Genomic DNA, 24392 nt, shown 5'->3' on the forward strand with positions numbered 1-24392 from the left:
CGGGTCTGCGACCCAGGTCCCTGTGCTCAATGGTTCGCTCGCAAGCTCGCTCACAAGCTGACCCTATCCGGCCCGCCCCTGGTCACGCCGCCGCGATATCGGCGTAACCCCGCAGGATGCCCGCCCAGCCGTTCTCGTTGTCTACGCCGCGGGCCACCGCCGCCCAGTTCTCGCCGTGCCGCTCGAAGTGCCGGTGCTCCAGCTCCACCCGGGTCACGTCCGGGCCCTCGGCGACGAACCGGATCTCGATCTCGCTGGCCTTGGCCGGGTCCGGGTCGTAGGCCCACTCGCCGTTGAGGTGCCAGCTGACGACCACTCGGTTCGGCGGGTCGTAGGCCAGGACGCGGCCCCAGTCGCACTCGCTGCCGTCCACGCCGCGCTCGTACCAGCGGCCGCCCTCGCGCTGCTCCAGGATCGCCTCGGCCATGTCGGCCTTGCCGATGTGGTGCGACGACGGCCACCAGGTGCCGAATCCGGCCGTGAAGACCTTGAAGGCGTGCTGCTGGGAGGCTCTGACGGTCACGGTCTTGGTCACGCTGCTCATGACGGCTCCTCGCTCTCGACGGCGGCCGCGTAGGCGGCCAGTGCTCGGTCCCACACCATGTCCAGGTAGGCCCGCAGGCCGGCGACCCCGCGCGGGTCGACCCGGTACAGCCGTCTGGTGCCGACCGCCTCGTCGACCACCAGCCCGGCCTCCTTGAGCACCTTCAGGTGTTGGGACACGGCCGGCCGGCTGATCGGCAGCTCCTTGGCGAGCTCGCCCACCGCCCTCGGCCCGGTGGCCACCAGCTCGAAGATCGCCCGCCTCATCGGGTCCCCGAGCGCCCCGAGCCCCTCGGTTCGGTAAGTCGCCACGAACCGTAAGCTACGACTTACCGAGCATGACGTCAAGCGATGTCATGGAGGGGCCCTTCCTGGCGTTGAACGCCAGGAAGGGCCCCTTCCCAACGGGGAAGACACTCGCTAACAGACCGCGAGGCCCCGCCGGTGCTTCGCCTGGTTGGCGGATTTCGCCCGCCGCCACTCACGCGCCCCGCCACCCGAGCCGGATGCGGCGGGCGAAATCCGGCAAGGGCGAGGCATCGGCTACCCGGGGGCCGAGCCGCGACGCCGAAGGCGGCGCCATGTCACGTGTTCTGCGGGAAACCGAGGTTGATGCCGCCGTGCGAGGGGTCGAGCCAGCGGCTGGTCACGACCTTGCTGCGGGTGTAGAAGTGCACGCCCTCCGGACCGTAGGCGTGCGAGTCGCCGAACAGGGACTGCTTCCAGCCGCCGAACGAGTAGTACGCCACCGGCACCGGGATGGGCACGTTCACGCCGACCATGCCCACCTCCACCTCGTGCTGGAACCGCCGGGCGGCCCCGCCGTCGTTGGTGAAGATGGCGACGCCGTTGCCGTACGGGTTGGCGTTGACGACCTCGACCGCCTCCTCGTACGACGGCCGTCGCAGCACGGACAGCACCGGGCCGAAGATCTCGTCCTGGTAGATCGACATGCCCGGCTCCACGTTGTCGAACAGGGTCGGCCCGAGCCAGAAGCCGGCGGCGTCGCCGTCGACCGTATGCTGCCGGCCGTCGACCACGAGCCGGGCGCCCTCGGTCACGCCGGCGTCCACATAGGACGTGACCTTGTCCCGGTGCGCGCCGGTGACCAGCGGCCCCATCTCGCTGTCCGGCTTGCGCCCGTCGCCGACCGACAGCCCGGGCAGCCGCTCGGCGATCTTGGCGACCAGCTCGTCCCCGATCGGATCCACGGCCACCACAACGGAAACGGCCATGCACCGCTCCCCGGCCGAGCCGAAGCCGGCGTTCACCGCGGCGTCGGCGGCCAGGTCCAGGTCGGCGTCGGGCAGCACGACCATGTGGTTCTTGGCCCCGCCCAAGGCCTGCACCCGCTTGCCGTTGGCGGTGCCGGTCTCGTAGACGTAGCGGGCGATCGGGGTGGAGCCGACGAACGAGATAGCCTTGACGTCACGGTGTTCCAGCAGCCGGTCCACCGCCACCTTGTCGCCGTGCACGACGTTGAGCACACCGGCCGGCAGCCCGGCCTGGGCCCACAGGTCGGCGATGAACATCGACGCCGACGGGTCCTTCTCGCTGGGCTTGAGCACCACCGTGTTGCCGCAGGCAATCGCGTTGGGCACGAACCACAGTGGCACCATGGCCGGGAAGTTGAACGGCGAGATCACGCCGACCACGCCCAGCGACTGCTGGATGGAGTACACGTCGACCCGGGTCGAGGCGTTCTCGCTGAAGCCGCCCTTGAGCAGCTGCGGGATGCCGCACGCGTACTCGACGTTCTCGATGGCCCGCTGCACCTCGCCGGCCGCGTCGGACAGCACCTTGCCGTGCTCGGCGGTGATCAGCGCGGCCAGCTCGCTCTTGTTGGCCACCAACAGTTCCCGGAACTTGAACAGCACGGTCGACCGGGCCGCCAGCGACGCCTCGCGCCAGGTCTGCCAGGCCCGGGAGGCCGCCGCGACGGCCTCGTCGACCACGTCGACCGAGGCGAAGTCCACAGTGGACGCCACGGAACCCGTTGCCGGGTCGTAGACATCGCCCTGGCGCTCGGCGGTGCCGGTCCAGAGCCGGCCGTCGATCCAGTGCGTGGTCATCGGGACAGCTCCTCGTTGGTGACAGCGATGGACTCCGCCAGGATCTGCAGCGCCTCGTCGGCCTCCGACTCGGTCAGCGTCATCGGCGGGGCCAGCCGCAGCACGTTGCCGTTGAGGCCGCCCTTGCCGATCAGCAGGCCGCGCTTGCGGGTCTCCTCCATCATCCTGACCGCCGCCTGCGGGCTCGGCGTGTCGCCACCGGGCTGCACCAGCTCCACGCCGATCATCAGGCCCTTGCCGCGCACGTCGCCGACCACCGGGTTCTCGTCGCCGACGTGGCGCAGCCCGTTCATCAGCTTGTTGCCCAGCTTCAGGGCGTTGGCCTGGAGGTCGTGCTCCAGCAGGAAGTCCAGGGTGGCGTTGGCGGCCGCGGTGGAGATCGGGTTGCCGCCGAAGGTGGAGATGGAGTTGGCGGTGAGGCTGTCCATCACGTCGCCGCGGGCGACCAGGCCGCCGATGGCCATGCCGTTGCCCAGTCCCTTGGCGAAGGTCATCATGTCCGGCACCACGCCGTGCGCCTGGATGCCCCAGAAGTGCTCGCCGGTGCGGCCCCAGCCGGTCTGCACCTCGTCGGAGATGAGCAGGATGCCGGTCTCGTCGAGGACTTCCTTGAACGCGGCGAACAGGCCGTCGGGCGGGGTGGTGAAGCCGCCGACGCCCTGGATCGGCTCGGCGATCAGGCAGGCCACGTCGCCGGCGGTGGCGGTGGCCAGCACCTCGCGCAGGTCGGCCACACAGGCCTTGATGTAGTCGGCGTCGGTGAAGTCCTTGAACGGGCCGCGATTGCGGTTGCCGCCGTGCACGTAGCTGACGTTGACCGGGCTCAGCGAGGACGCCGACCAGCCCCGGTTGCCGGTGACGGCGATCGTGCCGAAACCCCGGCCGTGGTAGGAGTTGCGCAGGGCCAGCACCTGGTTGCTGCGGCGGTGCTGGGTGGCCAGCATCATCGCGGTCTCGTTGGCCTCGGTGCCGGAGTTGGTGAAGAACACCTTGGCGTCCGGGATGCCGGACAGCCGCGCGATCTTCTCGGCCAGCTCCACCTGCTGGCGGATCAGGTACAGCGTGGAGGTGTGCACGATGCCGCTGGACAGCTGGCGGCGCACGGCGTCGGCGATCTCGGCGATGTCGTAGCCGATCGCGTTGGTCAGGATGCCGGCGAAGAAGTCCAGGTACTCGCGGCCCTCGGCGTCGGTGACCCGGCGCCCCTCGCCGCGCACGATCTCGATCGGCTCGTCGTAGTACAGGGCGAGCCACCCCGGCAACACGGCCTTGTGCCTCGCGAGCAGATCAGCGTGCGCAGACATGCCTTTACTCCTCCCGTCATGGGACCGGACCCGGCACCGAGTGTGGGGCCGCGCGACCCACCGCCACCATGGACAACCTGTAGCGGCTTTACCGCCCTACACTGACACTGTGTCCAAGCTGGCCAAGAGCTCGGTGTTCCCGTCCGTCTCGGACGTGCTGACCATGCCGCTGATCCGCCGGGGCCGGCCCCGGCTGGCCGCCGGCTCGGCCGGGCTGGACCGCCGGGTGCGCTGGGTGCACGTGGCCGAGGTGGCCGACATCGGGCCGCTGCTGCGGGGCGGGGAGCTGGTGCTGACCACCGGCATCGCGCTCGGCGACGACCCGGCCGAGCTGACCGCCTACATCGACGGCCTGGCCGCGGCCGGGGCCAGTGGCGTGGTGTTCGAGCTGGTCCGGCGCTGGACCGACGCGTTGCCGGCGCCGCTGCTGGCCGCGGCCGAGCGGCACTCGCTGCCGGTGATCACGCTGGCCGAGGAGGTCCGGTTCGTGGCCATCACGGAGGCGGTGGTGGCGATGATCGTGGACGCCCAGCTGGCCGAGCTGCGGGCGGCCGAGCAGGTGCACGAGACGTTCACGGCGCTGACCGTGTCCGGGGCGGAGCCGTCGGAGGTGCTGCGCGAGGTGGCCCGGATGACCGGCGCCCCGGTGGTGCTGGAGACGCTCGGGCACGACGTGCTGGCGTACGACACGGCCGGTGGCGAGGTGTCGGAGCTGCTGGCGAGCTGGGCCGAGCGGTCGCGCGCGGTCAACGTCGCCGAGCGCACCGCCTACCACCCGGAGGCCGGCTGGCTGGTGACGATCGTCGGCGCGCGGGGCAACGACTGGGGCCGGCTGGTGCTGGTCAGCCCGGACGTGCCGGCGCACCGGCTGGTCGTGGTGGCCGAGCGGGCAGCCTCGGCGCTGGCGGTGAACCGGCTGCTGGCCCGCGACCGGGAGAGCCTGGAGCGGCACACCCACCGCACGCTGCTGACCGAGCTGCTGGCCACCGGCGCGCCGCCGGTCGACCTGGCCACCCGGGCCGGCGCGCTCGGGGTTCCGTTGGAGGGGCGGCAACTCGTCGGCATGGCCATCCGGCCGGAGACCGCCCCGGCGGCGACCCAGGAGGCGCTGCGGGACCTGGCCGAGGCCACCGCGTCGGCCGCCCGACGCACCAAGATCCCGGCCTTGGTCGGCGGCGTCGACGACATCTCGGTGCGGGCCCTGCTCTCGCTGCCGTCACAGTCCAATGTGGACTCCTCGCTGCGCCGGCTGGCTTCCCAGATAAGGAGTTCACCCACGGCGATCCCGGTGGTGGTCGGCGTCGGCACCACCGTGCGCACCATCACCGACGGCCGGCGCAGCATGATCGAAGCCGCCCACGTGGCCAACGCCGCGCTGCGCTCCCCCGGCTCACGCGGCTACCACCGACTCGACGACGTGCGCCTGCGTGGCCTGCTGCACCTGCTCCGCGAGGACGAGCGACTGTCGGCCTTCGCCGAACGTGAGCTCGGCCCACTGCTCGCCCGCGACGCCGCCCAGGGCAGCCGGCTCATCGAGCTGCTACGCGTGTTCTGCGAGCACGGCGGCAACAAATCCGCCGCAGCGGCCGCCGCCCATATGTCGCGGACCGCCTACTACCAGCAGCTGGCCCGGATCGAGAGCGTTCTCGGTGTCTCCCTTGAGGATCCGGAGTCCATGCTGTCGCTCTATGTTGCCCTGCTGGCGATGGATCTCCCCGGCTGAGCGGCGCGGTGACGGCGGCCCCGCACACTCACCGAAGGGGTCTCCGAGGGCCGCACAGCTCGCATTCCGGATGTCGTTGCCACGTATGGCGTTGCGCGGTCATGCCGTCGGCCAGCTCGACGAAGTGACAGCAGGCCATGGCGACCGGAGGCTCGGCGCCCCGGAGGTAGCGCATCGCCTCCAGGGTCACGAAGCCGGCCAGCAGCTGGGCCGCGGGCCCGGTGGCACGGTTGACGGTGTCGCAGCCGAACAGCGCGTCCTCCTCGCCGCGATGGAGTTGGAGGCAGCGCCGGCAGGGTGATCGGCCTGGCTGCACGGACCAGTAGTACAGCGTCGAATAGGCCAATCCGCCAGCGACGTAAGGGATTCCGAGTCCGTAACAGGCCTCGTTGACCACGAGCTGGACGTCGGGGCGGTCGATGGCACACACCACCAGGTTGTGTCCCAAGGCCAGTTCGTGGACGTCGGCGACGCTGGCCACCCGGCCGCGCACCGGTTCGACGACTGTGTCGCGGGAGTGGGCGTCGGCCCAGGTCTTGGCCGCGTCCACCTTGCGCTCGCCGACGGCGGCACGGCCGGCGGTGAACTGCCGGGCCAGGTCCTTCGGCTCCAGCACGTCGAAGTCGACGATGGTCACGTGCCCGACGCCCAGCCCCACCAGGGATTGCAGCACGCCCGATCCCACCCCTCCGGCACCGAGCAGCAACACTCTTGCCGCCGCGACCTTTCGGTGCTGGTCGGCGCTGCTCACGTCGAGGCTGGCCGTGACGTCGTAGCTGCGCAGGTTGCTCTGGTGTCGCCGGACGACCTGAGGCGGCAGAGTCTCGTCGTCGCCGGCCCGCTCCAGCAGCTGCCAGCCGTCCAGCCGGACCAACGTCGTCACGATGTCCTTTGTGGACATGGTGAACCCCTTGGCCGCCATGGCCTGCGCCAGCTGCGGCCCGGTCCGGCCGCCCTCGCGCAACAGCCGCAGCAACACCGCCACGCGGCCATCCGCGTCGTCGAGGCGGACCCGGTCCAGCGCACGGCGGTGGATCACGACACTGCCCGCCTCGGCCACCACCAGGACGGACTTCAAGCGCGGCACCACAGCCATCGACAATCCACCTTCTGCACCGTGATCTTGATCTTGCGTCACGGCACTTCCCGGTGGACAGGGAGCCCACACCCAGTGACCCCGGGAACCTTTCCCGGTTCCTACGTGCGATGCGCCGCCAGCCTTGACTCACTGACGGTGGCGGCGAAGCCCTCGGTGCGGGCATCGGTCCACACGGCGGCGACGGCGCGCTGCCAGTGGAGTTCCGACTCGACGTCGGTGCCGCCCTGGCGGACCAGGTCGAGCGGGTCGGTGGCCATCGGCAGGCCGGCGTCGTGCACGGCGATGGCCACCTTGAGCCAGCAGGCGGTGGTCATCGGGGCCATCAGCTCGGGCGGCGCGTCGGAGACGAGAACCTCGATGGCGGCCAGGTCCGACGGCTGGGCCCAGTCGTTCATGACCAGCATGCCGTCGCGGATCTCGACCAGCCGGCGGTGCAGCCGGAGCTGGCTGTTCTGCGGCAGCAGGGCGTCCACGAGGCGGGACCGCGGCGGGTAGAGGGCGATGTGCGGCAGCGCCGTCACCAGCGACTTCCACAGCGGGTACAGGGCGTTCCCGCCGCGCCAGGCCGACAGGCCGAGGAAGAACGGCACGAAGGCGGCGATGGAGCAGCCCAGCGAGACGCCGATGGTGTGCGGGGAGGAGACGTAGGTGCCGAAGGCGACGGCGGACTCGACGCCGCCGAACACCGCGACGAACCGGCTGCCGATGAACACCAGGAAGCCGACGGAGCCGATGACCAGCAGCAGCACCGGGGTCCGCACCAGCCAGGACCGGACCCGCCCGAACGCCCGCAGCAGCAACACGAGCGTCGCCGCGGTCACAACTCCTTGGTAGAGAAGGTAAACGACCCAGTAGACGTCCAGCACGGATAACGTGCCGGGCACCGGGAAGAAGCGCGGCCGGGCGGTCTCGCCGTCGGAGGTGAAGATGGCGAACGAGGTGACCATCACCAACACGGTCAGGCCGCACGACATCCAGCGCAGCAGCGGCGAGATCCGCACGTCGGCCGCCCGCGCGGCAAAGGTCAGCAGCGTGGCGGCGACGCCGACGGCCGCCAGGCTGGAGATCAGGTACTGCACGTTCGGATCGCCCGTGACGCGGGCGATGGCGGCGTTGGTGTCCTTCTGCAGCATAGTGATGCCCAGCGCGAGCAGCAGCAGTGCGAACCACAGCGGCCGCTGGCTGCGGGAGCGCAGCGCCGAAACCCGCACCACCACGACGATCCAGCACAGGTAGAGCAGGACCGTCTGGATGAGGTCAGTCACCGTTGATCCCCAGGATCGCGCCGATCCGGCCGTCGGCGTCGCCCAGCGCGCGGGCATGCCGCCGGGCCACCCGTTCCAGGATCAGGCTGGCCACCAGCTCCGCGTCCTGCTCCTGCCCGGTGGTGTAACTGGTCCGGGCCAGCACCTGTCGCGCCAGCCCCGGGTCGACCTCACCGGCGCGCAACGCCTCGGTCAGCCCGGCCGGCAGGTCCTCGGTCACGTGATCGCACAGCATGTGACCGATCTCGTGCAGGATGATGTGCTCCTGGTGGAAGCGGCTGGTCCGGTGCTCCACGAAGACGTGGTCGGCGACGTCGGTGGCGATCCACATGCCACAGGCGTTCAATCCGGATGACGTCGGCAGGTCCAGCGGGTGCACGTGCAGCGGCCGGCCGCGCTGGGTGGAGATCACCCGGCACAGCGCGTCGACGGAGAACCGCTCGATGGTCGCGTACTGGTCGGCGATCGCGCGCAGCCGGCGCTGTCTTCTCACGGTCTCCGCCTCTTCGGTCGGCAGCGGCGGGCAACGGCGGTACGGGGCCCGCGCGGCGGCATCAGTCATCGGCTTCGTCGAGCTGCTCCAGCTGTCGGGCCCGTTCCACCAGCTCCAGAATGGCTCGCTGGCTGCGTTCGGACAGCCCGTCGGCGCGCAGCGCGATCCTCCGCACGCCCTGCTGCCGCAGGCAGACCGCCAGCTCCATGTCCGCGCTGGTGACCTCGTGGTCGAAGAAGTAGGCCGGCGGGCGGCCGAAGAACGTGGCCAGCGCCCGCAGCCGGTCCCCGGTCGGGTTGCCCCGTTGGCCGGTGCGCAGCATCCACAGGTAGCCGGTGGAGATGGGCAACCCGGTCTCGCGCCGGATCTCGCGGGCGATCGCCGCGTTGCCGGGCGGCTTGGGCCGCTCGCGCCAGCGCTCCTCGATCAGCGCGTTGATCTTGTCCGCGATCGACTCGGCCATCCGCCCAATCCCCCAGCCGCTCCCCCAAGGAAACCGCAACCACGCTATTGAACACGGAACGCGCATGTCAAGAAACGGAGAGTGGTTGACACCGGCATCACCGGGTGCGAGGCTGGCTGGGGCGTTCACCCGAATGAACAGCCGTGAACCCGAGGGGTGTTCACTTCGCGGCGGGCCCCACGTGACCGACGGCAGGACGCGGCCAGGGGGCGCGTCCTGCCCGAATCCCCTAATACGCGAGCACCTTGCCCAGGTAGCCGATCGCGTCCGGCAGCACCCGGCGCCAGTAGCCGTCGGTGTGCTCGCCGTGGTCGAAGGCCGCCACCTCGGCGTGGGGGGCCAGTTCCCGAGCGGCGTCGCAGAACGGGTCCTCCTCCCCGCACCACACGCCGAGACGCGACGGCGGCGAATGCCGCAGCGGCTCGTACGAGGACCACTGGGCCTCGGAGGCGAAGGCGCCGACCGTGGCGGCGTCGTCCCAGGACCGGAACAGGGCCGGGCTGAGCACGGCGGCGGGCAGGCCGGCGGCGCGGGCGTACACGAGACCGCCGAAGCCGCCCATGGAAATGCCGAGCACGGCTCGCGCCTCACCGAGCCCGAGGTCCCGCAGCCAGCCGGGCAGTTCCTCGCGCAACATCCGCTGGGGATCATCGGAGGGCGTGCGCGGTACCCAATAGGAGTCGCCGCCGTCAACCGCCACCATCGTGAACCTGGCCTTGGCGGCGGCAAGGAACTGGGGCAGCCCCAGGGTGATCATGCCGCGGGCGGTGTTGCCCCGGCCATGCAGCACGACACACACCGGAAACCCGGCGGTGCCGTTCATCGTCACGACGTCGACGGAACATCCTCGGGCCGAGGACTGCCGCCGCGTCACCGAAACGGGGTCCGGCGGCACCGACGGCACGACCCCGTCGGGCCCGGTCCACCCGAGAATCCGCCGCAGCCGGGTCCGTTCGACCACGGCCCCGACCGCCAGACCCGCCGTCCCCACCCCGCCGCCGACCAGCAGCGCACGCCGAGAAATCACGATCAGGAGACGCCCGAAGGGGCGGTCCGGTTCCGAACTGAACACAGTGTGCGCGGTGGCCGGCAACCATGGACAGTGTGACACTGCCCTTTCCCGCAGCGGCCACCCACGATACTGAACTCTCGCCCAGGTGACGTCAGGAGCAGCCATGGCCCACTCCCCGGTCCCAGTCACCCCCACGGACGGTCGCGTCGAACTGGCCGACGACGCGGCGATCGCTGACAGCCGGTTCTACAACCCGGAGCTGGCCCCGGTGCCGCTGGAGAAGCGGACCTGGACGACGTACAACTTCTTCGCGCTGTGGATGGGCATGGCCCACAACATCCCCAGCTACACCCTGGCCGCCTCGCTGATCGCGCTGGGCATGGACTGGGTGCAGGCCTTCCTGACCATCACCCTGGGCAACCTGATCGTGCTGGTGCCGATGCTGCTCAACAGCCACGCCGGCACCAAGTACGGCATCCCGTTCCCGGTGTTCGCCCGCAGCTTCTACGGCGTGCGCGGGGCCAACCTGCCGGCGCTGCTGCGGGCCTTCATCGCCTGCGGCTGGTTCGGCATCCAGACCTGGGTCGGCGGCGAGGCGCTGTACGTGATCGTCGGCAAGCTGGTCGGCGGCGGCTGGACCAACGCCGGGGCGGTGGGCGGGCAGCCGTGGACGCTGTGGCTGTCCTTCGCGCTGTTCTGGGTGGCGCAGATGCTGATCATCTGGCGCGGCATGGACGCCATCCGCCGCTTCGAGAACTGGACCGCGCCGCTGGTGTCGGTGGGCTTCCTGATCCTGCTGGTCTACGTGCTGGTCAAGGCCGGCGGCTTCGGCCCGATCCTGTCCGAGCCGTCCAAGCTGGGCTGGGGCCAGGGTTTCTGGGCGGTGTTCGCGCCCTCGCTGATGGCGATGATCGCGTTCTGGTCCACGCTGTCGCTGAACATGCCGGACTTCACCCGGTTCGGCGGCAGCCAGCGCAAGCAGTTCTGGGGCCAGATCCTGGGCCTGCCGACCACCATGTCGTTCATCGCCATCGTGGCCATCCTGACCACCTCCGGCGCGGTCTCCCTGTACGGCGAGGCGATCTGGGACCCGGCGCAGCTGGCCGCCCGCTTCGACAGCCCGGCGCTGGTGGTGGTCGCGCTGGTCGCCCTGGTGCTGGCCACCATCTCGGCCAACCTGGCGGCCAACGTGGTGTCCCCGTCCTACGACTTCAGCAACGCCGCCCCCAAGCGCGTCACCTTCGCCACCGGCGGCCTGATCACCGGCGTGCTGGGCGTGCTGATCCAGCCGTGGCGGCTGATCTCCGACCCGCACATCTACATCTTCACCTGGCTCGGCTTCTACGGCGGCGTGCTGGCCTCGGTGGCCGGCGTGCTGATCGCCGGCTACTGGGTGGTCAACCGCACCCGGCTGGCCCTGCCGGATCTCTATCTGGAGAACGGGAAGTACTGGTACACCGGTGGTTGGAACTGGCGGGCGCTGGTGGCCACGGTGGTCGGCGCGGTGATCGCGGTCGGCGGCGCGTACTCCGCGCCCGGCACCGGCCCGTTCCCGGCCGAAGGCCTGATCCCGTTGCTCAAGCCCCTCTACGACTACAGCTGGGTGGCCGGCCTGATCGCGGCCTTCCTGCTGTACCTCGCGCTGGCGCCGAGGACATCGGCGACGCCGGCAGTCACCGTAGCGACGAACTAGAAGGAGACGCACTCGTGGCACAGATCGTCCGAGCCGGCCTGGTCCAGCAGCGCTGGACCGGGGACAAGGAATCGATGATCGCGAACGCGGTGGCCGCCATCGGGACAGCCGCCTCGCAGGGCGCGCAGGTCGTCTGCCTCCAGGAGTTGTTCTACGGCCCCTACTTCTGCCAGGTGCAGGACGCGGACTACTACTCCTACACCGAGCAGATCCCGGACGGGCCGACCACGCAGCTGCTGTGCGAGGTGGCCAAGCAGCACGGGGTGGTGCTGGTCGCGCCGATGTACGAGGAGGAGCAGCCCGGCGTCTACTACAACACCGCGGCGGTCATCGACGCCGACGGCAGGTACCTGGGCAAGCACCGCAAGAACCACATCCCGCAGGTGAAGGGCTTCTGGGAGAAGTTCTACTTCCGGCCCGGCAACCTGGGTTACCCGGTGTTCGACACCGCGGTCGGCCGGATCGGCGTCTACATCTGCTATGAGCGGCACTTCCCGGAGGGCTGGCGGGCGCTGGGCCTGGCCGGCGCCAAGATCGTGTTCAACCCGTCGGCCACCAGCCGCGGCCTGTCCGAGTACCTGTGGCGGCTGGAGCAGCCGGCGGCCGCGGTGGCCAACGAGTACTTCGTCGGCACCATCAACCGGGTCGGTGTGGAACCGCTGGGCGACAACGACTTCTACGGCCAGACCTACTTCGCCGACCCGCGCGGGCAGCTGGTCGGCGAGGCGGCGTCGGACACCGAGGAGGAGATCGTCGTCCGGGACCTGGACATGGGCCTGCTGGCCGAGGTCCGCGACCTGTGGGCGTTCTACCGCGACCGCCGCCCCGACAGCTACGAGTCGCTGGTGAAGCCGTGAGCACGCTGATCAAGGGCGGTACCGTGCTCAGCTCGACCGGCTCGGTGGCCGCGGACGTGGTCGTCGACGGCGAGCGGATCACCGCCGTGGTGGCGCCGGACTCCTGGCCCGGCACCGCCGACACGGTGATCGACGCCACCGGCAAGTACGTGCTGCCCGGCGGCATCGACGGGCACACGCACATGGAGATGCCGTTCGGCGGCACCCAGTCGGCCGACACGTTCGAGACCGGCACCACGGCGGCGGCCTGGGGCGGCACCACCACCATCGTGGACTTCGCCGTGCAGCCCAAGGGATCCTCCCTGCTGTCCACATTGGACCGATGGCACGAGAAGGCCGATGGCAACTGCGCCGTCGACTACGGCTTCCACATGATCGTGTCGGACGTCAACGACGGCACGCTCAAGGAGATGGACGCCTGCGTCGACGCCGGCGTGAACACGTTCAAGATGTTCATGGCCTACCCCGGCGTGTTCTACTCCACCGACGGCGAGATCCTGCTGGCCATGCAGCGGGCCCGGGCCAACGGCGGCACGATCATGATGCACGCCGAGAACGGCATCGCGATCGACCAGCTGGTGGCCCAGGCACTGGCCGCCGGGCGGACCGATCCCGTGCAGCACGGCCTCACCCGGCCGCCGGAGCTGGAGGGCGAGGCCACCCACCGGGCCATCCAGCTGGCCAAGGTCACCGGCGCACCGCTGTACATCGTGCACCTGTCGGCGGCGCAGGCGCTGGAAGCCGTTGCCGAGGCCCGGAACACCGGCCAGAACGTGTTCGCCGAGACCTGCCCGCAGTACCTGTTCCTGTCCATCGAGGACCTGGCCAAGCCGGACTTCGAGGGCGCCAAGTTCGTGGCTTCCCCGCCGCTGCGGGAGAAGTCGCACCAGGGCGCGCTGTGGCAGGGCCTGCGCACCAACGACCTGTCCGTGGTGTCCACCGACCACTGCCCGTTCTGCTTCGTGGAGCAGAAGGAGCTGGGTCGCGGCGACTTCTCCAAGATTCCCAACGGGATGCCCGGCGTCGAGCACCGGATGGACCTGATCTACCAGGGCGTGGTCGGCGGCGAGCTGACGTTGCAGCGCTGGGTGGAGGTCACCTCGACCACGCCGGCCCGGATGTTCGGGCTCTACCCCCGCAAGGGTGTCATCGCGCCGGGCTCGGACGCCGACATCGTGGTGTACGACCCGAACGCCCGCCAGACGCTGAGCGCCAGCACGCACCACATGGCCGTGGACTACTCGGCCTACGAGGGCCTGGAGATCACCGGCCGGGTCGACACCGTGCTGTCGCGGGGCCGGGTCGTGGTCGACGGCGACGGGTGGCACGGAGCCAAGGGCCACGGCAAGTTCCTGTCCCGCGAACTGAACCAGTATCTGAACTGAGAGGCCCAGCAATGGACTTCGGCGTTGTGCTCCAAACCGATCCGCCGGCAAGCGCCGTGGTGGAGATGATGAAAGCCGCGGAGGACAACGGTTTCCGCTACGGCTGGACGTTCGACTCGGTCGTGCTGTGGCAGGAGCCGTTCGTCATCTACTCCCAGATCCTGGCCGCCACCAAGGAGCTGGTGGTCGGGCCGATGGTGACCAACCCCAGCACCCGGGACTGGTCGGTGACGGCGTCGCTGTTCGCCACCCTGAACGACATGTTCGGCAACCGGACCGTGTGCGGCATCGGCCGCGGCGACTCCGCGCGTCGGGTGATCGGGCAGAAGCCGGCGTCGCTGGCCACCCTCGGCGAGGCCATGCACGTCATCAAGGAACTGGCCGAGGGGCGCGAGGTGGCGCACCACGGCGTGCCGGTGCGGATCCCGTGGGTGCGCGACGGCAAGCTGGAGATGTGGATGGCGGCCTACGGGCCGAAGGCGCTGAAGCTGGTCGGTGAGCAGGCCGACGGCTTCATCCTGCAGACCGCCGACCCGGACATCGCCCGCTGGACCATCGGCTCCGTCCGGGAGGCGGCGGCCGCCGCCGGCCGTGATCCCTCGGCCGTGACGATCTGCGTCGCCGCGCCGGCCTATGTCGGCTCGGACCTGGCCCACCAACGGGACCAGCTGCGCTGGTTCGGTGGCATGGTCGGCAACCACGTCGCCGACCTGGTCGCCCGCTACGGCGAGGGCGGCGGCGTGCCGAAGGCGCTGACCGACTACATCAAGGGCCGGGAGGGCTACGACTACGCCCACCATGGCAAGGCCGGCAACCCGTCCACCGACTTCGTGCCCGACGACATCGTGGACCGGTTCTGCCTGGTCGGGCCGGAGTCGGCGCACATCGACCGGCTCCAGGAGCTCAGGGAGCTCGGCGTGGACCAGTTCTCCCTGTACCTGATGCACGACGACCGCGAGAAGACCCTGGCCGCCTACGGCACCAGCGTAATCCCGGCGGTCTAACCCCCGCGAGTCCCGCTCTCGGGCAGCTGAATGTCGAGTTCCGGAACTCGACACATGGTTGTCTGAGAGCGGGACTCGCGGTTTTTGCCGGGGTGCTGTCACCCGGGCGTCGGATATGCCCGCGGCGAGCTCGGTGAGCATACTTCGCAATCGGTGATTTCCCTTGCACGGCAACCGATTGTGAGGACCGATGAGAGCATCGACCGCGGTGATCGCCGCGGTGGCCCTGGCCGCCTGTCTCACCGCGCCGGCATCGGCGGCGACGATCACCGGGCACCGGCTCACCTATCGCACCACGGCGACGGACCACCAGGACCGCCACGGCTCGCTGGTCACCCGCCTGACGCCGACGCGCCGGCCCACCACCGCGACGCCGCACTTCCCGTTGACCCCGCTGCAGATCGACGCCGTCGACCTGGCCGGGCAGCCGGCCGACACCTCGGTGTACCTGGTCAACACCGACGTGGTGACCGACGAGCAGGCCGACGTGCCGGTGGCCGGCGGCCTCGGCCGGGTCGCCGTGCCGGCCGGCCACTACTTCGCCCTGGCCAGCTTCGTCGACACCGACGCCAGCGGCAAGGAGATCGCCGACCGGGTGGCCGTGGTCAACGACTTCACGGTCGCACCGGCCCCAGCGGTCAACGTGGTGACGGTGGACGAGCGGACCGCGACCTCACTGACCGGTGCCACCACGCCGAAACCGGCCACGCAGGACGCCTCGCTGCTGCAACTGGTCCGCACCGACGCGCACGGCTCCGGCGCGTTGGCCACCCTGGCCCAGCTCGGCGGCCCGAACCCGCCGCTGTACATCAGCCCGACACCAAAGGCGATCATCGGCGGCCTGCACTACGTGTACCAGTGGGACGGCCGGGGCGACGGCTACCGGTACGACGTGGCTTTCCCTTCGGACAACGGGATTCCCGCCGACAACGTGTTCGCGGTCCGCCCCGAGCAGTTGGCCACCGTGACCCAGCGCTTCGACCTGGACCGGCCGGCCAGCGACACCGGGTCGTTCCTCAACGGGGCAGCCGACCCGGTGCTGAACCGCTATGCGGTGACCGAGGTCGGCAGCGAGGAGGGCCAGGCCATGCCCGGGCTGCTCACCCAGTACCTGGGCACCGCGGACGGCGGCCAGTGGGCCCAGTCGGTCGCGACCCCGAACCTCGGCGCTGAGTACGACGGCGAGCCGGTGACCTATGCGGCGAAACAGTCCTACCAGGTCGCCTGGGGTCACGGCCCGCTCGCGCCGGGCTTCGGCAACCACCAGGATCCGTTCGCCTACTGCGGGGCCTGCACCGCTGGCGGCACGCTGGGTCTCCAGTTCAATGAGCTCAACGACAGCGTGACCACGCACACCGGCCAGTCCGACTCGGCCATGGATCACATCACGGTGTCCTGGAACGGCAAGAAGATCGCCGACGCCGACGACATCGGGGCCACGGCGAAACTGCCAACCACCAAGGGCACGCTGCAAGCGGTGATGGACACCAGTCGCGACGACGTCGTGCACGCGACGACCACCCACACCGAGATCACCGTGAAGGTCACCGGTTCCGGCCCCACCATGCCGTCCGGCGGCACGTGCGCGGGCACCGGGCCGTGCCGCATCCTGCCGGCGCTGGCCGTGCACTACGACCTCGCGGCCGACATGACCGGCACGAGCACGTCGGCTACGCAGACCATGCGCCTGGACATCAGCCACCTCAGCTACTACGGCGTCGGCTCGCACAGCCGCATCACCAAGGCGGCGGTCTCGGTGTCCTTCGACGGCGGCCAGACCTGGCAGCCGGCAGACCTGAACGGCAGCAACGGGAAGTACACCGCGAAGTGGCGGAACTCCCTGTCCACCAAGGGAATCTCGCTACGGGTGAGCGCCGCCGACGCCGCCAGGAACTCGATCAGCCAGACCATCGCCAACGCCTACACCTACGTCGGGAGCCAGTCGTGAACATCGTTGTGGCGGCGGCCCTGATCGCCGCGCTGGTTCCGGCTCCAGTGACCACGGTCGACGCCTGCCCGACCGCGCCGGCCGGGCACGCCCGCTGCCTGGCCCAGGTCCGGGCCGGGCACGACGGATACGGGCCGGCGGATCTGCGGACCGCGTACAGTCTGCCGTCCACCGGCGGCAGTGGACAGACCGTCGCGGTGGTCGACGCGGGCGACGACCAAAACGCCGAGGCCGACTTGGCCGTGTACCGCTCGACCTACGGGCTGCCGGCCTGCACGACCGCCAACGGCTGCTTCCGCAAGGTGAACCAGCGCGGCGACGCCGGGCCACCGCCGGACGACCAGGGCTGGGCGGTGGAGATCGCGCTGGACATCCAGATGGTGTCCGCGGCCTGTCCCGCGTGCCACATCCTGCTGGTCGAGGCCGACGATCCGGCGTTCGCCAACCTCGCCGCCGCCGTGGACACCGCCGTCCGGCTCGGTGCGACCGAGGTGTCCAACAGCTACGGCGCCACCGAGCAGAACGGGATCGACCAGTTCCAGGCCGCCTACCGCCATCCCGGCGTGGCCGTCCTGGCGTCCTCCGGCGACGACGGCTACGGCATTCCCAGCGCGCCGGCGGTGTTCCCGAGCGTGATCGCCGTCGGCGGCACCAGCCTGACCAGGACCGCCAAGGGCTGGACCGAGAGCGCGTGGGCCGGCGCCGGCAGCGGCTGCTCGGCCTACGTGCCGAAACCGGCGTGGCAGCACGACGCCAACTGCCCCGGCCGGATGACCGCCGACGTGGCCGCCGTCGCCGATCCGCGCACCGGGCCGGCGGTCTACGACACCCATGACGACGGCGGCTGGATCGTGGTCGGCGGCACCAGCGCCTCGTCGCCGTACCTGGCCGGCGTGATCGCCCTGGCCGGCCACCCGGAACGGTTCAGCGACGCGTCCTACCTGTACAGCCACGCCAACCAGCTGCACGATGTGGTCGGCGGCACCAACGCCCGGGCCACCAGCTGCGGCGGCGACTACCAGTGCACCGCCGTCCGCGGCTACGACGGCCCCACCGGCAACGGCACCCCCCACGGCCTCGCCGCCTTCTGACACCCCCGCGAGTCCCGCCCAGCGTCACACCGAAATGCGTGAATCCGTTTCCTGCAGTTCGGTGTGCCGGAGAGCGGGACTCGCCGGGGTTGCGGGTGTCCGGCCAGCGGTTTACTGTTACCTCAAGTAACAGGTAAGCCGGGAGGTCGGCGATGACGGAACCCGACAAGCTGGTGCTGCAACCCCGTGACGTGCGGTTCGACTGGTCGCAGTTGCCGATGCACTGGGTGCCGCGGGAGCCGTTCGCCACGCACGTGCTCAACGTCCTGCACCTGCTGCTGCCCGAGGGCGAGCGCTGGTTCTGCCGGACCTTCCAGGAGGCCCTGCCGCTGATCGACGACGACCGGTTGGCCGAGGACGTGCGCGGCTTCATCGGCCAGGAGGCGGTGCACGCCGAGGCCCACCAGGGCGTGCTGGCCCACCTGCCGGCCAAGGACCTGGACCCGGACCCGTTCGTGCGGCAGGTGTCCTGGATCTTCCAGCGCATCCTGGGCGACCGGCCGGCGCTGACCGCCCGGGCCCGGCAGGAGTACCTGATCGAGCGGCTGGCCATGATCGCGGCCATCGAGCACGTGACGGCGTTCCTGGGCGACTGGATCCTCAACTCCCCCGGCCTGGACCGGGCCAAGGCCGATCCCACCATGCTCGACCTGCTGCGCTGGCACGGCGCCGAGGAGGTGGAGCACCGCTGCGTCGCCTTCGACGTGATGCGGTACTTCGACGCCCGCTACCTGCGCCGGTCCCGGGCCATGGTGATCGCCGGCCCGACGCTGTGGATCATGTGGATCAAGGGCGCGAAGTTCCTGCTGGCCAACGATCCCGAGCTGCCGAAGGGCACCAAGCCGAGCTGGCGCGACTACGGGCGCGCGGTCCGCAAGGGCCTGATCCCCGGCCCGTGGCGGATCGCCCGGTCGATGTCCCGCTACTTCAAGCCCAGCTACTACCCGACCCAGGAGGGCTCCACCGCGCAGGCGGTGGCGTACCTGGCGCAGTCCCCGGCCGCGCAGGCAGCGAACTGATGCCGGACCGGTTCATCCGCGGCCTGGCCCGGTTCACCGACGTCTACACGCGGTCGCTGCCGTACTGGGGGCGCAGCCGCGGGCGGACCGACAAGCTGGAACGCCCGCTGAACCTCGTGGTCAGCGAACGGAAAGTGGTCGCCGACGGCGTGGTCAGCCTGCGGCTGGCCGGCGCGGACCTGCCGACCTGGCACCCCGGCGCGCACCTCGACCTGCACCTGCCGTCCGGCCTGCGGCGGCAGTACTCGCTGTGCGGGGATCCGGGCGAGCACAGCTACCGGATCGCCGCCCGGCTGATCGGGCCCGGCTCGGCCGAGGTGCACGGCCTCCGCCCGGGCGACCGGGTGACCGTCGCCGGCCCGCGCAACGCCTTTCCCTTCGTGGCCCAGGGAAGGGCATTGTTCGTGGCCGGCGGCATCGGCATCACGCCGATCCTGCCGATGGTCCGCGCGGCCGACCGGCTCGGCCTGGACTGGCGGATCGTCTATAAAGGACGGTCGCTGCCGTTCCTTGACGAGCTGCCGCAAGGGAAAGTGACCATCAACCCCGGCCGTGACGAGCTGCTGGCCGACGCGCCCGCGGGCGGCGCGGTCTACGTCTGCGGCCCGTCGGGCATGCTCGACGCCGTCCGGCGGGGCTTCCGGGACTGCCCGGCGACCCGCCTGCACTACGAGCGCTTCGGCCCGCCGCCGATCGTCGACGGCAAGCCGTTCGAGGTGCAGCTGGGCGTCGACGGGCCGGTGCTGCCGGTGCCGGCCGACCGCTCGGCGCTGGCCGTGCTGCGCGATTTCCGGCCCAGTGTGCCGTACTCGTGCCAGCAGGGGTTCTGCGGCACCTGCCGTCAGCGCACGGTCGACGGCAATGACATCCTGGTGTGCGTCGAGCGCACCGACGGCGAGCGCTTGGTGCTGGAGGAGCGATGAAGAGCAGCACGGTGACCTCCGACGGCGTGCGGCTGGCCGTCTACGAGCAGGGCGACCGGTCGAAGCCGACCGTGCTGCTGGTGCACGGCTATCCCGACACGCACCTGATGTGGAGCGACGTGGCCGCCCGGCTGGCCGAGGACTTCCACGTGGTCAGCTACGACACCCGCGGCTCGGGCAAGACCACCAAACCGTCCACTTTGGATGGTTACCGGCTTGAGCACCTGGCCAACGACCTGATGGCCGTGGCCGACGCGGTCAGCCCGAACGCCCCGGTGCACGTGCTCGCCCACGACTGGGGCTCGATCCAGGCCTGGGAGGCCGTCACCGAGCCGGCCAACGCCGATCGGATCGCCTCGTACACCTCGATCTCCGGGCCGTGCCTCGACCACATCGCGCACTGGACGCGCCGCCCCAGCCCCAAGACCGTCTGGCAGATGCTGCACTCCTGGTACATCGGCTTCTTCCACCTGCCGGTGCTGCCGACCCTGGTGTGGCGGTTCTGGCTGGGCCGCAACTGGGGCCGGCTGCTCAGCGTGGTCGACGGCGTGCCGCGCCGCCCCGGGCACCCGGCGCCGACCATCACCAAGGACGGCATCAACGGGATGTCGTTGTACAAGGCCAACTTCCGGCCGGTGATGCGCAATCCCCGGGAGCGCCGCACCACCGTTCCGGTGCAGGTCATCCACCCCGAGCGGGACCGCTACGTGACCGCGCCGCTGACGCAGAACCTGCAGAAGTGGGCGCCCAAGCTGTGGCGGCGGACCATCCCGGCCAGCCACTGGGTCGCGCAGAGCCACCCGGACGTGGTGGCCCGGATGGCCACCGAGTTCATCCGGCACGTGGACGGCGAGCCGGCGACCCGCTCGCTGCGCCGGGCCGAGGAGGGCCGGCACCGGGCCCCGTTCGCCGACCAACTCGTGGTGGTCACCGGCGGCGGCAGCGGCATCGGCCGGGCCACCGCGCTGGCCTTCGCCAAGCAGGGCGCGGAAGTCGTGGTCTGCGACGTCAACCACGACACCGCCGCCGAGACTGCCGCCCTGGCCGGCGTGAAGGCCCACGCCTACCAGGTGAACGTGGCCGACGAGGGCGCCGTGGCCAAGTTCGCCGCCGATGTCGCGGCGGCCCACGGCATTCCCGACGTGGTGGTGAACAACGCCGGCATCGGGCACGCCGGGGCGCTGATGGACGCCACCACCGAGGAGTGGCAGCGGGTGTTGGACGTCAACCTGTGGGGCGTGATCCACGGCTGCAAGTCGTTCGGCGAGCTGATGATCGCCGGCGGCGAGGGCGGCCACATCGTCAACGTCGCCTCGGCCGCCGCCTATCTGCCGACCAAGCTGCTGGGCGTGTACTCGACCTCCAAGGCGGCCGTGTTCATGCTGTCCGACTGCCTGCGGGCCGAGCTGGCCGCGGCCGGCGTCGGCGTGTCCACGATCTGCCCCGGCATCGTCAACACCAACATCGCCGGCACCACCACGTTCTCCGGCGTGTCCGCGGCCGAGCAGACGCGCAGGCAGGAGGCCAGCACGCGGGCCTACCGGCGGCGCAACTTCCCGCCGGAGAAGGTCGCCGCCGAGATCGTGCGGGCCGTGCGGCAGCGGCGGGCGGTCGTGCCGGTCACGATCGAATCCAAGGTCGCCAGGGTGACCAGCCGGCTGTTCCCGTCCGTGCTGCGGGGTCTTGCCGCTAGATTCTGACCCATGACTGAGTTCCAGGTCGTCTGCGAGATCGAACCGCCGACCAAGCCCGACCTGATGCACGTGCGGCACCAGATCGGCACGCTGTCCAAGGTCGCGAGCAGCTTCCTCATCCCCGACAACCACATCGGGCGCGCCACCGTGTCCAGCGTGGCCGTCGCCCACGAGGTGCAGGCGATGGGCGGGCGCAGCATCGCCTGCCTGAACTCCCGTGACCGCAACATGTTGGGCTTCCGCCGGGACCTGCTCACCGCCGCCGCCTACGGCGTGGACGAGTTCCTGTTCGTGTACGGCGACAAGCCGGCGGCCGGCAGCCGGACCGGGCAGCTCACCGTGCGGTCGATGATCGACGAGGTGCGGGCCCTGTCCGAGGACAAGGCGTTCGCCGGGGTCAAGCCGTTCCGGGTCGGCACCGCCGCCGGGCTGCGGCCGCTGCCGGCCTGGAAGCACGCCGCCGACTTCATGTTCGTGCAGGTCAGCTTCTCCTTGGAGGCCCTGCTGCGGTGGCGGGAGGCCAACCCGGTCGACATGCCCGTCTACGCCGGCGTGATGGTGATCGCCAGCGCCGCCCACGCCCGCCGGCTGGCCGCCGCCATTCCCGACATCGACATCCCCGCCGACCTGGTCGACCGCCTCGACGGCGACCGCCTGGCCGGGGTCGAGACCACCTGCGAGCAGGTGCTCAGGATCCGCGAGTCCGGCGCGTTCGACGGCGTGCACCTGGTGCCCGTCGCCCGCTACCGCGAGGTCGCCGCCCGGCTGGAGCAGGCCCTCAAGTGATCGCCACGTTCCTGTCCGCCGCCCGCTCCGCGGCGTCGCTGCTGCACTCCCCCGCGCTCGCCGACGCCTGGTCCAAGCCCAGCGCCCTGGCCGAGTTCCGCGTCTCCGGCCTGGCCGGCCACCTCGCCGGCCAGGTCACCAACGTCGGCTTCTTCCTCGACTCGCCGCCGCTGTCGGCCGAGCCCGTCATCGACGCCGTGCGGTTCTACGCCCAGCAGGCCGACGTCGACCTCGACTCCGACAACGCCCGTGGCATCCGCGACCGCAGCGAGCGCAACGCCGGCCCCGCCGCTGTGGATCTCGCTCTTCGCTACGACGCCGCCGTGACCGAGATCGCCGACCGGCTCACGACTATGCCGTCCGACCAGCTGGTCACCGTGTGGAACCGCTGGACGATGCCGCTCGACCAGTGCCTGCTGACCCGGGTCCTGGAGCTCGTCATCCACGCCGACGACCTGGCCGTCAGCATCGGCGTCCCCACCCCCTCGTTCTCCGACGAGGTCGTGGACGCCACCGTCACCACCCTGGCCCGCATCGCCGTCCGCAAACGCGGCACCGTTCCCGTGCTACGGGCCCTCTCCCGCCGCGAACGCTCCGACGACTTGGCCACCGCCTTCTAGAGTTTGTGCGTCTCCAAGACACCCAAACCCCTCCAGCGCCGTCGCTGACCGCCCCAAACCCCTCGGCGGGTTTGGGGCGGTCAGCGACCGGAATTCGACGGGTTTGCAGGTCTTGGAGACACCCGAACTCGGTCAGAGGGGGAGGGTCATCACCGGCTTGGGGGTGTTCAAGGGGGTGCCGACGGCGGTGAGCAGGCCGGTGGCCTTGTCGACGCGGTAGCTGGTGACGGTGCCGGAGTCCTGGTTGGACGAGAACAGGAACGAGCCGGTGGGGTCGAGGCCGATGTGCCGGGGGTTCTTGCCGACGGGGGTGTTGGCCAACAGCTTCAACGTCGCCCCATCGTCGGACACCGCGAACACGGCGGCGTTGTCGGCCCCACGGTTGGAGACGTACACGAAGCGGCCGTCGGCGGAGACGACGATCTCGCCGGGGTAGTTGCGGACGCCGGACGGGGGTGCGGCGGTGAGGGTGGTCTGGGGCTGGCCGGGCTTGAGCAGACCCGAGGCGGCGTCGTACGGGGCGACGATGACGGAGTTGCCGAGCTCGTTGGCGATGTAGGCGAACCGCCCGTTGGGGTGGAACGCGAGGTGCCGCGGCCCTTGCCCGGCCGGAACCTTGACCTGGTGCACGAGCTTGAGCTTGCCGGCGGAGGACACCGTGTAGGCGTAGACGGAGTCGGTGCCGAGGTCCACCGAGTGCACGTAGGCGCCGGTGTTGTCGGGCAGCACCTGGTGCGCGTGCGGCCCCTCCTGCCGGTCGGGGTCGGGCCCGGAGCCGGTGTGCTGGGCGAGGTCGGTGGCGGCGCCGAGGCTGCCGTCGGCCTTCACGGGCAGCACGACAACGCTGCCGGAGTCGTAGTTGGCGGCCAGCACGTGCTTGCCGTCGGGGGTGACGCACAGGTGGGTCGGCCCGTCGCCCTTGGCTGACTGGCTGTTGAGCACCTTCAGCGCCCCGCCGGACACCGACAGCGCGGTGACGCGACCGCCGGACTGCTCGTCCACGGCGTAGAGGTAGCGCCGCGAGGGCGCGAGCGCGAGGAACGACGGGTTGGACACGGTGACCACGGACGTGGCGGCGACCTGCCCGGCGGCCGGGTCCCAGGTGCCGATGCCGATGCCCTTGCCGGCCCCGCTGCCGTCGGTGTACGTGCCGATGAACAGCGGCCGTGTCGCGGCCCGGAGCTCGACGTCCGGCCCGGCCTCGGCCACGCCACTGCTCATGAGAACCGCTCCTCCGACCCCGACTCCCAGCGCAGCCAGGAAGCCCCGACGATCCATTCCAGGCACAACGACGCCCCTTTCGAGGAAACAACGGCGGCGTGCGGCCACTGTGGCCTAGACCATCGGCCCGAGACAAGACGCGCAACCAAGGTTGCATATTGCGCAACACAGCCTGCA

General features: G+C 70.6%; 22 protein-coding genes. 12 read left to right on the forward strand and 10 right to left on the reverse strand.

Annotated features, from left to right (window positions below; all coding sequences use genetic code 11):
- Positions 1-82 precede the first annotated feature (82 nt).
- The 4 genes from JJ691_RS25810 to JJ691_RS25825 all read right to left on the reverse strand — a co-directional run bounded on the left by JJ691_RS25810 (position 83) and on the right by JJ691_RS25825 (position 3919).
- The gene (locus tag JJ691_RS25810; RefSeq protein WP_211762230.1) at positions 83-544 is read right to left on the reverse strand and encodes an SRPBCC family protein; all 462 of its coding nucleotides are present in this window, start codon (positions 542-544) and stop codon (positions 83-85) included.
- Positions 541-855, reverse strand: a complete 315-nt coding sequence (locus tag JJ691_RS25815; RefSeq protein WP_211762231.1) for an ArsR/SmtB family transcription factor — start codon at positions 853-855, stop codon at positions 541-543. Before JJ691_RS25815 ends, JJ691_RS25810 begins: the two co-directional genes overlap by 4 nt.
- 272 nt (positions 856-1127) lie before the next feature.
- Positions 1128-2615, reverse strand: coding sequence for a CoA-acylating methylmalonate-semialdehyde dehydrogenase (locus JJ691_RS25820; protein WP_211762232.1), 1488 nt, complete (start codon positions 2613-2615; stop codon positions 1128-1130).
- The gene (locus JJ691_RS25825) at positions 2612-3919 is read right to left on the reverse strand and encodes an aspartate aminotransferase family protein (RefSeq protein ID WP_211762233.1); all 1308 of its coding nucleotides are present in this window, start codon (positions 3917-3919) and stop codon (positions 2612-2614) included. Before JJ691_RS25825 ends, JJ691_RS25820 begins: the two co-directional genes overlap by 4 nt.
- Before the next feature lie 133 nt (positions 3920-4052).
- Between JJ691_RS25825 and JJ691_RS25830 the strand changes: the two genes are divergently transcribed.
- Positions 4053-5642 (forward strand): PucR family transcriptional regulator, encoded by a 1590-nt coding sequence (locus JJ691_RS25830; RefSeq protein ID WP_211771711.1) that lies wholly within the window; start codon positions 4053-4055, stop codon positions 5640-5642.
- 28 nt (positions 5643-5670) lie between these two features.
- On the opposite strand, the gene JJ691_RS25835 is transcribed toward JJ691_RS25830, so the two are convergent.
- The 5 genes from JJ691_RS25835 to JJ691_RS25855 form a co-directional block, all read right to left on the reverse strand.
- Entirely contained in the window at positions 5671-6738 is a 1068-nt protein-coding gene (locus JJ691_RS25835; RefSeq protein WP_211762234.1) for a HesA/MoeB/ThiF family protein, read from the reverse strand.
- Positions 6739-6839: 101 nt separating this feature from the next.
- Positions 6840-8006, reverse strand: a complete 1167-nt coding sequence (locus tag JJ691_RS25840; protein ID WP_211762235.1) for an MAB_1171c family putative transporter — start codon at positions 8004-8006, stop codon at positions 6840-6842.
- The gene (locus JJ691_RS25845; RefSeq protein WP_211762236.1) at positions 7999-8568 is read right to left on the reverse strand and encodes a hypothetical protein; all 570 of its coding nucleotides are present in this window, start codon (positions 8566-8568) and stop codon (positions 7999-8001) included. The genes JJ691_RS25840 and JJ691_RS25845 overlap by 8 nt, the downstream gene beginning before the upstream one ends.
- Positions 8561-8962, reverse strand: coding sequence for a hypothetical protein (locus JJ691_RS25850; protein WP_211762237.1), 402 nt, complete (start codon positions 8960-8962; stop codon positions 8561-8563). The genes JJ691_RS25845 and JJ691_RS25850 overlap by 8 nt, the downstream gene beginning before the upstream one ends.
- A gap of 229 nt (positions 8963-9191) precedes the next feature.
- The gene (locus tag JJ691_RS25855) at positions 9192-9989 is read right to left on the reverse strand and encodes an alpha/beta hydrolase (protein WP_211762238.1); all 798 of its coding nucleotides are present in this window, start codon (positions 9987-9989) and stop codon (positions 9192-9194) included.
- Between the two features lie 148 nt (positions 9990-10137).
- Here JJ691_RS25855 and JJ691_RS25860 point away from each other — a divergent pair, with 148 nt between their 5' ends.
- The 11 genes from JJ691_RS25860 (at position 10138) to JJ691_RS25910 (ending at position 22994) form a co-directional block, all read left to right on the forward strand.
- On the forward strand, positions 10138-11667 hold the full coding sequence (locus JJ691_RS25860; protein ID WP_211762239.1) for an NCS1 family nucleobase:cation symporter-1: 1530 nt from the start codon (positions 10138-10140) through the stop codon (positions 11665-11667).
- Between the two features lie 14 nt (positions 11668-11681).
- Positions 11682-12524 (forward strand): nitrilase-related carbon-nitrogen hydrolase, encoded by an 843-nt coding sequence (locus tag JJ691_RS25865; RefSeq protein WP_211762240.1) that lies wholly within the window; start codon positions 11682-11684, stop codon positions 12522-12524.
- On the forward strand, positions 12521-13909 hold the full coding sequence (gene hydA, locus JJ691_RS25870) for a dihydropyrimidinase (RefSeq protein WP_211762241.1): 1389 nt from the start codon (positions 12521-12523) through the stop codon (positions 13907-13909). The genes JJ691_RS25865 and hydA overlap by 4 nt, the downstream gene beginning before the upstream one ends.
- A gap of 11 nt (positions 13910-13920) precedes the next feature.
- Positions 13921-14913: a TIGR03842 family LLM class F420-dependent oxidoreductase gene (locus JJ691_RS25875; RefSeq protein WP_211762242.1), complete on the forward strand. Its 993-nt coding sequence runs from the start codon at positions 13921-13923 to the stop codon at positions 14911-14913.
- 190 nt (positions 14914-15103) lie between these two features.
- Positions 15104-16861 carry a hypothetical protein gene (locus JJ691_RS25880; RefSeq protein WP_211762243.1) on the forward strand — a complete coding sequence of 586 codons (1758 nt, stop codon included), beginning with the start codon at positions 15104-15106 and terminating at the stop codon, positions 16859-16861.
- Positions 16858-17952, forward strand: coding sequence for a S53 family peptidase (locus JJ691_RS25885; protein WP_211762244.1), 1095 nt, complete (start codon positions 16858-16860; stop codon positions 17950-17952). The genes JJ691_RS25880 and JJ691_RS25885 overlap by 4 nt, the downstream gene beginning before the upstream one ends.
- A 152-nt stretch (positions 17953-18104) precedes the next feature.
- Positions 18105-18971 (forward strand): metal-dependent hydrolase, encoded by an 867-nt coding sequence (locus tag JJ691_RS25890; protein ID WP_211762245.1) that lies wholly within the window; start codon positions 18105-18107, stop codon positions 18969-18971.
- Entirely contained in the window at positions 18971-19894 is a 924-nt protein-coding gene (locus JJ691_RS25895) for a PDR/VanB family oxidoreductase (protein ID WP_211762246.1), read from the forward strand. The genes JJ691_RS25890 and JJ691_RS25895 overlap by 1 nt, the downstream gene beginning before the upstream one ends.
- Positions 19891-21594 carry an SDR family oxidoreductase gene (locus JJ691_RS25900; protein ID WP_211762247.1) on the forward strand — a complete coding sequence of 568 codons (1704 nt, stop codon included), beginning with the start codon at positions 19891-19893 and terminating at the stop codon, positions 21592-21594. Before JJ691_RS25895 ends, JJ691_RS25900 begins: the two co-directional genes overlap by 4 nt.
- A 3-nt stretch (positions 21595-21597) precedes the next feature.
- Entirely contained in the window at positions 21598-22374 is a 777-nt protein-coding gene (locus JJ691_RS25905; protein WP_211762248.1) for a methylenetetrahydrofolate reductase, read from the forward strand.
- Complete coding sequence (locus JJ691_RS25910; RefSeq protein WP_211762249.1) at positions 22371-22994, forward strand: maleylpyruvate isomerase N-terminal domain-containing protein; 624 nt, start codon at positions 22371-22373, stop codon at positions 22992-22994. The genes JJ691_RS25905 and JJ691_RS25910 overlap by 4 nt, the downstream gene beginning before the upstream one ends.
- 132 nt (positions 22995-23126) lie before the next feature.
- On the opposite strand, the gene JJ691_RS25915 is transcribed toward JJ691_RS25910, so the two are convergent.
- The gene (locus JJ691_RS25915) at positions 23127-24215 is read right to left on the reverse strand and encodes a lactonase family protein (protein WP_249227012.1); all 1089 of its coding nucleotides are present in this window, start codon (positions 24213-24215) and stop codon (positions 23127-23129) included.
- Positions 24216-24392 lie beyond the last annotated feature (177 nt).

It is taken from the genome of Kutzneria sp. CA-103260 (assembly GCF_018263855.1).
In the GTDB taxonomy this organism is placed as follows: Bacteria; Actinomycetota; Actinomycetes; order Mycobacteriales; family Pseudonocardiaceae; genus Kutzneria.

Bases quoted from the DNA above. Each gene is read 5' to 3' on its own strand.
- JJ691_RS25890 (WP_211762245.1), top strand. From the start codon at position 18,105: ATGACGGAACCCGACAAGCTGGTGCTGCAACCCCGTGACGTGCGGTTC.
- JJ691_RS25905 (WP_211762248.1), top strand. From the start codon at position 21,598: ATGACTGAGTTCCAGGTCGTCTGCGAGATCGAACCGCCGACCAAGCCC.
- JJ691_RS25810 (WP_211762230.1), bottom strand. From the start codon at position 544: ATGAGCAGCGTGACCAAGACCGTGACCGTCAGAGCCTCCCAGCAGCAC.
- JJ691_RS25900 (WP_211762247.1), top strand. From the start codon at position 19,891: ATGAAGAGCAGCACGGTGACCTCCGACGGCGTGCGGCTGGCCGTCTAC.
- JJ691_RS25835 (WP_211762234.1), bottom strand. From the start codon at position 6,738: ATGGCTGTGGTGCCGCGCTTGAAGTCCGTCCTGGTGGTGGCCGAGGCG.
- JJ691_RS25845 (WP_211762236.1), bottom strand. From the start codon at position 8,568: ATGACTGATGCCGCCGCGCGGGCCCCGTACCGCCGTTGCCCGCCGCTG.
- JJ691_RS25880 (WP_211762243.1), top strand. From the start codon at position 15,104: ATGAGAGCATCGACCGCGGTGATCGCCGCGGTGGCCCTGGCCGCCTGT.
- JJ691_RS25825 (WP_211762233.1), bottom strand. From the start codon at position 3,919: ATGTCTGCGCACGCTGATCTGCTCGCGAGGCACAAGGCCGTGTTGCCG.
- JJ691_RS25820 (WP_211762232.1), bottom strand. From the start codon at position 2,615: ATGACCACGCACTGGATCGACGGCCGGCTCTGGACCGGCACCGCCGAG.
- JJ691_RS25850 (WP_211762237.1), bottom strand. From the start codon at position 8,962: ATGGCCGAGTCGATCGCGGACAAGATCAACGCGCTGATCGAGGAGCGC.
- JJ691_RS25915 (WP_249227012.1), bottom strand. From the start codon at position 24,215: ATGAGCAGTGGCGTGGCCGAGGCCGGGCCGGACGTCGAGCTCCGGGCC.
- JJ691_RS25860 (WP_211762239.1), top strand. From the start codon at position 10,138: ATGGCCCACTCCCCGGTCCCAGTCACCCCCACGGACGGTCGCGTCGAA.
- JJ691_RS25895 (WP_211762246.1), top strand. From the start codon at position 18,971: ATGCCGGACCGGTTCATCCGCGGCCTGGCCCGGTTCACCGACGTCTAC.
- JJ691_RS25875 (WP_211762242.1), top strand. From the start codon at position 13,921: ATGGACTTCGGCGTTGTGCTCCAAACCGATCCGCCGGCAAGCGCCGTG.